Source organism: Frankia sp. AiPs1 (assembly GCF_023716945.1).
Classification (GTDB): Bacteria; Actinomycetota; Actinomycetes; order Frankiales; family Frankiaceae; genus Frankia.
Genome location: NZ_JAMQQF010000377.1, coordinates 1 through 5,741, shown reverse-complemented (window position 1 = coordinate 5,741; position 5,741 = coordinate 1). Strand labels below are relative to the sequence as shown.

Here is a 5,741-nt window from a genome sequence, read left to right as displayed (position 1 = left end):
CAGTGGCCGCGGCGGGACGGCCGGCGTCCGCGCCGACGGCGGCCGACGTCCGCGAGGCCGCGCTGCGGGCGCTCGCCGAGGAGATCCACCTGATGCTCGCCGAGAAGGTCGTCGCCGAGGCCGCCGACGTCGACCTGTGCATGATCCTCGGCGCCGGCTGGCCGTTTCACCTCGGCGGGATCACCCCCTACCTGGACCGCACGGGCATCAGCGAGGACGTCACCGGCGAACGATTCGCCCCGCCCGGCGTCGCCACGCCGCCTCGCTGACGCCGACGGCTACCGGGCCAGGGTCAGCGCCGTTCGCATCCGGTCGATCCACTCCCCGATGTCGCCACCGAGCGCGGTACTGCGTGCGAAGGCATCCCGGTGGCGTTCCCACGCCGCCGGGAGCCTCTCGCCCACCGCGGACGCGACTGCCTGCAGATCCGCCCCGGTCACCCCGAACCGGCGATCGAGCCGCGCTTCGAGCCGCGCGAAAGAGGAGAGTCGGACCGAGTCGAACCGCTTGCTGCCCCCGAGTCTGAGACCCAGATCGTCCAGGTGCCCGCCCTGCCTGCCGTACACGACGGTCGACACCAGATCGTAGGCCGGTGAGAGGGTCGGCCGGCGTTCGTCGAGGTAGATCAGCGACCAGTTCTTCAGGTGCGCGTCTCCGTTGCCGATCAGGACGTTGAAGGCCAACCTGCGGGCCATCTCCTGGAGTGCCCGTAGGTCACGGCCGCGGTAGGCCAGTGCCGCCACCGTCTCGAACGTGCCCTCGTACTTCGCGTCCGGATACTTGTCCCGGACCTGAGCGAAGTCCTCGATATGAATCGCCGCCCGGTCGCCTACCCCGCGCCGGTCGAAGCGACGGACCGCGTACGCCCATTCCTCGGAGTTCGGCCACATCCGGGCCGGCAGACCCTGAAGCTCGTCACGGTGGACAAGTCGGACCTCGGGCACCTCAAGCCCGACGTCGGCGGCGAGCGACATCATCACGAACTCGTTCAGCGGCACGTCGCCAAACCGCTGATCAGGAAATTTGACCAACCAGTCCCCATGCTCGCCGAAGACGGGCACAGTGAGGCGATCACCGGCGGCCAACATCGAAAACTTCAGCGCGATCCCGGCCAGCGAGAAACGCCAGGGCGACGCCGTGGCCTCGGAAGGGGCTCCAATCGATCTGTCCAGGCGCTCAGCAGACCATTCCAGGCCTTCCGCGGCGGATTCCATCGGGACGACCTGGACGGCCCCGGGGAGGTCATGCCCGACCTGGGCGAGCAGTTCCATCTCCCGGTCAAGCGCGACATCCCGGTCCGCCGCGATCCACTCGCGTAGGGGACCCTCAGGCAGCAGGTTCGAGAACCACCGCGGTAGGCGCAGCGCGGCCGAATACCGGCCGCGAAGATCCTCCTCGAATCGCAGACCGAGTACGGGACGGGACTCGTCGGCCAGATACTCCTCGGTGAAGGTGAACATCGTGTGGTCCCCGCGCTGCCGCAGGACACCGACATGCCGTCCGTGCAGCAGTACCGCGTGATGATGCTCCGTCGGCGTCACTGGCCTACTCGCCCGACTCGGTCCACTCGTCCATATCGAAGGAGTCAAGCGGTGCGGTGTCCTCGAACTTCCACTCCGTCATCCGATTAAGGAATACGTCAAGATTGTTCTCTATTATTTCCTGTCGAGCACGCAGGAAATCATCACGGCGACCAAGGTCGAGGAGGGAGACGACGTTCATATCCAGGCAGTAGGAGGTGAGCATGTCGAGCCACTCCCGGCCGTTCAGGTAGACGGATGGCCGGGTCACCGCCCCCAGGAAGCCTTCTAGGGACTCCGTCGGACTCGGAATGAAGAGCCGGGCCGCAGCCCACAGCTGCTGGACGTCCCGGGCGCCGCGAGGGAAAAAGCGGTGCACCGCGAGTGCCGCCGTCGACTGCTCGGCGAGCAGTTCCGAAAGATCATTTTGCCCGTACCGTTCACCGGTAAGCGGGGATCTGGGCTGTAGCCACCACCAGGAGCACAGAATGATCTTCCCAACCGCCTCGTTCGTGCGGAATCGCACGGCGCTCGGGATCTCCCGCACCGACCGATCCATCGACTTGAGTAGTTCCTGCACCGACGCTTCTTCGTGACCCGGCCGGACCAGCGCACAGAGAATGCGGCTCATCTGGGTAAAGCTGCCCTTGAACACTGTTGGACCACCCACGGCCGCACGCCAGTAGAAACGGCGGAGCAGCGTCCGGTTCCGCTCGGTAGGTTCGGGAAAGTGCGCAAAGAATCGAACGAATACGACGAGTAGGGCCTTGTACGTAAGCAGGGAGAGATGCGGCACACCGGCATCCCGCTGAAGAAATGCGACGGCTCGCACAAGTGCCGCCTCACTCTCGGCGTACGCCGATTCCTGGGACTCACCAGGGAAATCTGACGTGACCCTCCGGTCACCATCGGCAAACTCGCCGCGTATATCACGCATAGGATCAGAACCGCGCCTGGCGAGTATCGAGTGCAGCACCGTATTCGCGTCAATCAGACCGAATCCGGTCTGCGTGTCAACGCGCTCGGCGATCCGCGACAGCGAGAGGCGGTGGGCCGATCCTTCTTCTGGACCGGCGAACAGAGCGGAGAATATCTCGGCTCGACTCAGCCTTTTGCCGAAATTATTCATTCGGTCGAAGATGTCGGTTAGGACTTCCTCATCGTCTTGACGAACCAGGTAAGCAGGGATCTTGTACTGGCGAAGCATCTTTGCGACTCGTTGCGCCACAGGAAAATACTCCCGGGCACCCCGACCAGAATCGGAGAACCAGTCAATCAGCTCGACAAGATCAAATAGAATTGGTAGAGGTATGTAATAGTCTTCCATTACCCTGGGGCGATCAACAAATTTCTGGGCCTTGAGGTCGTAATGCACCGAAAACAGGCTGTGCCTATTTCCCTCGGGATGCAGCGCGTTGGCAATACTCGTGATGCGCTGCTGACCATCGACGACCCAGAACGTGTTTTCGCCCTCCGGGGCTGCGATTCGCAACTCCCCCAGTGTGACAGGTTCGGCACCGGAATGCCGAACCCAAAGCAGCAAGCTGCCGATTGGATATCCCTTGATGATGCTGTCGAAAAGCCGGACCACGTCCTGGCTTCCCCAACGAAAGTCACGCTGAAAATGAGGAACCCGGACCCGGCCCTGCCAGGCCTGGGCGACGAGATCCTCCAGCTCGTACGTCGTAGCACTGGGTTGGGTGCCGAGTCCGTCGGTCGACATGGCAACCATCCTTCACGTGACGAGCGAGCGGCTGCTCCGCAGCCCGGACACCGCCCTCCGAGGGCTCGTCTCGATCCGACGACGCAGCGAGTGATGACCACCTTACTGACCTGCTGGGCGCCGCGGTCCGCGTGATGGGCGTCGGCAGACGGGGCGCGACTCGTACTGGACAAGGTAGTGAGTGGCCACTACCTTAGGGGCATGGCGACGCGGGCAGAGGGCAGTGGGCGGATGAGCGCCGAGCAGCGGCGGGCGAGCGTGCTCGCCGCAGCCCTCGTGGAGTTCGCTCACGGCGGGCTGACCGGCACGTCGACGGAGTCCATCGCCGAGCGGGCCGGCATCTCCCAGCCGTACCTGTTCCGGCTGTACCCGACGAAGAAGGCGCTGTTCCTCGCCGTCATCGAGGACACCTTCCGCCGGACCGCCACCCACTTCGAGCGGGCCGCCGGCGAGCGGACCGGCGAGGCCGCGTTGGAGGCGATGAAGCAGTCCTACCAGGAGCTGTTGGTGGACCCGACGTACCTGCTGAACCAGATGCAGGCCTACTCCGGCTGCTATGACCCGGACGTTCAGGTCGCGACCCGCACCGGATTCCACCGACTGTGGGAGACCGTGGTCCGCGTCACCGGCCTGCCGACCGAGGAGATCCAGCGGTTCTTCGCCTACGGCATGCTGTGCAACATCATCGCGGCGATGGACCTCGCCGTCGTCGACGAGCAGTGGGCACAGTTGGTCTGCCTGGTGGCGCCCCCAGCCCTCTCCGCCGACGGGCCGAGGCCCGAGGCCCTAAGTCCCGACATGCCGAGTCCCGACATGCCGAGTCCCGGCGTTCTGGAACCCCACACCGCCTGATCCGCACGCGAACCAACCGCGGCGCAGCCGCTCCCGGCGGCGCCTGACCCGACTTTGCTTTCCAAGGTAGTGACCGATTACTACCTGCCGTAGATAGTGAGTGCTCACAAGCAAACTGGAAGGAGAATCGACATGCCCCGACGCCCCAGCACCGCCTGGACACTGGTCGTGACATCACTGGCCGCGTTCATGGTGTCCCTGGACAACCTGGTGGTCACCACGGCGCTCCCGCAGATCCGTGAGGATCTCGGCGCCGGCCTCGAAGGCCTGGAATGGACGGTCAACGCTTACACCCTGCCGTTTGCTGTCCTACTGCTCACCGGGGCGGCGCTGGGCGACCGGCTCGGACGCCGCCGGGTGTTCCTCGCCGGCCTCGCGGTGTTCACCCTGGGCAGCGCGGGTGCCGCGCTCGCCCCGTCGATCGACGTTCTCATCATCGCCCGCGCCGTGCAGGGTGTCGGTGCCGCCTTCGTGCTGCCGCTGACCCTCACGTTGCTCGCCGCAGCCGTGCCCGAGGAGCGTCGGGGCGCCGCTCTCGGCATCTGGGGGGCGATGACGGGGCTGGCCGTCGCGGTCGGGCCGCTCATCGGCGGCGCGGTCACCGAGGGCGCGAGCTGGCAGTGGATCTTCTGGGTCAACGTGCCGATCGGCCTGGTCGCGCTACCCGTCGGGCTGCGTGCGCTGGCCGAGTCGCGGGTCCGCTCCGCCCGACTCGACCTCACGGGCGCCGCGCTGATCAGCGCCGGGCTGCTGGGCGTGACGTTCGGTCTCGTCCGTGGGCAGGGGCACGGCTGGACGAGCACCCCCGTGCTCGGCGCGCTGGTGCTCGGCGGTCTTGGCATCGCCGCGTTCGTCGCCTGGGAGTTGCGCGTCGCCTGCCGGGGCGGGGCGCCGATGCTGCCGATGGGGCTGTTCCGCATCCGCGGCTTCGCGGCCGTGAACGCCACCGCGCTGCTGTTCTCGATGGGCATGTTCGGTTCGATCTTCCTGCTGGCCCAGGCGCTGCAGAACGTCTACGGCTACTCGCCGCTGCAGGCCGGCGTGCGAACCCTGCCGTGGACAGCGATGCCGCTGCTCATCGCGCCACTCGCCGGGCCGGTGTCGGACCGCATCGGTGGGCGGCCGCTGCTGGTCGCCGGGCTGGCGCTCAACGCCGCCGGGCTCTCCTGGATCGCGCTGGCGCTCACCACGCACACGTCGTACTCGGCGCTGATCGGGCCGTTCGTCCTTTCCGGCGTGGGCATGGCGCTGTTCTTCGTGCCGATCGCGACCGTCGCGCTCGGGGTGGTGCCGGCACCGATGCAGGGCATCGCGTCGGGCACCAACAACGCCCTGCGCGAGCTCGGCGGGGTGCTCGGCATCGCGGTTCTGTCGTCGGTCTTCGCCGCCCGCGGCGGCTATGACACGCCGGCGGCGTTCGTCGACGGGACGCGGCCCGCGTTGTGGCTGGGCGTGATCGCCGTCGGCCTCGCCCTGCTCTGCGCCCTGTCCATCCCCAGGCGTGGCGGCGTCGTCGCCAGGACCGCTGACGAGGCGTCCGAAGGTGCGAGCCCGGCCGAGATGGCGCTGCCGGCCGCAGGGGTGGGCAGCGACGCCACGGTCGGCGCGGCGATCGGCGGCTAGCGGCGCGTCGCCGGGTCCGGCAG

At 66.9% G+C, this 5,741-nt stretch carries 4 protein-coding genes and 1 pseudogene; 3 read left to right on the top strand and 2 right to left on the bottom strand.

Annotation, left to right across the window (positions count from 1 at the left end):
- Nucleotides 1–269: pseudogene (locus tag ND748_RS23330) on the top strand (3-hydroxyacyl-CoA dehydrogenase); the annotation flags it as partial.
- Nucleotides 270–278: 9 nt separating this feature from the next.
- On the opposite strand, the gene ND748_RS23325 reads toward ND748_RS23330, so the two are convergent.
- The gene (locus ND748_RS23325) at nucleotides 279–1,541 is read right to left on the bottom strand and encodes a HipA domain-containing protein (protein WP_251748102.1); all 1,263 of its coding nucleotides are present in this window, start codon (nucleotides 1,539–1,541) and stop codon (nucleotides 279–281) included.
- Nucleotides 1,542–1,545: 4 nt separating this feature from the next.
- Nucleotides 1,546–3,243 (bottom strand): DUF262 domain-containing protein, encoded by a 1,698-nt coding sequence (locus ND748_RS23320; protein ID WP_251748101.1) that lies wholly within the window; start codon nucleotides 3,241–3,243, stop codon nucleotides 1,546–1,548.
- Nucleotides 3,244–3,444: 201 nt separating this feature from the next.
- Here ND748_RS23320 and ND748_RS23315 point away from each other — a divergent pair, with 201 nt between their 5' ends.
- Complete coding sequence (locus tag ND748_RS23315) at nucleotides 3,445–4,095, top strand: TetR/AcrR family transcriptional regulator (RefSeq protein ID WP_251748100.1); 651 nt, start codon at nucleotides 3,445–3,447, stop codon at nucleotides 4,093–4,095.
- Nucleotides 4,096–4,227: 132 nt separating this feature from the next.
- Nucleotides 4,228–5,718 (top strand): DHA2 family efflux MFS transporter permease subunit, encoded by a 1,491-nt coding sequence (locus ND748_RS23310; RefSeq protein ID WP_251748099.1) that lies wholly within the window; start codon nucleotides 4,228–4,230, stop codon nucleotides 5,716–5,718.
- The last annotated feature ends 23 nt before the right edge of the window (nucleotides 5,719–5,741 follow it).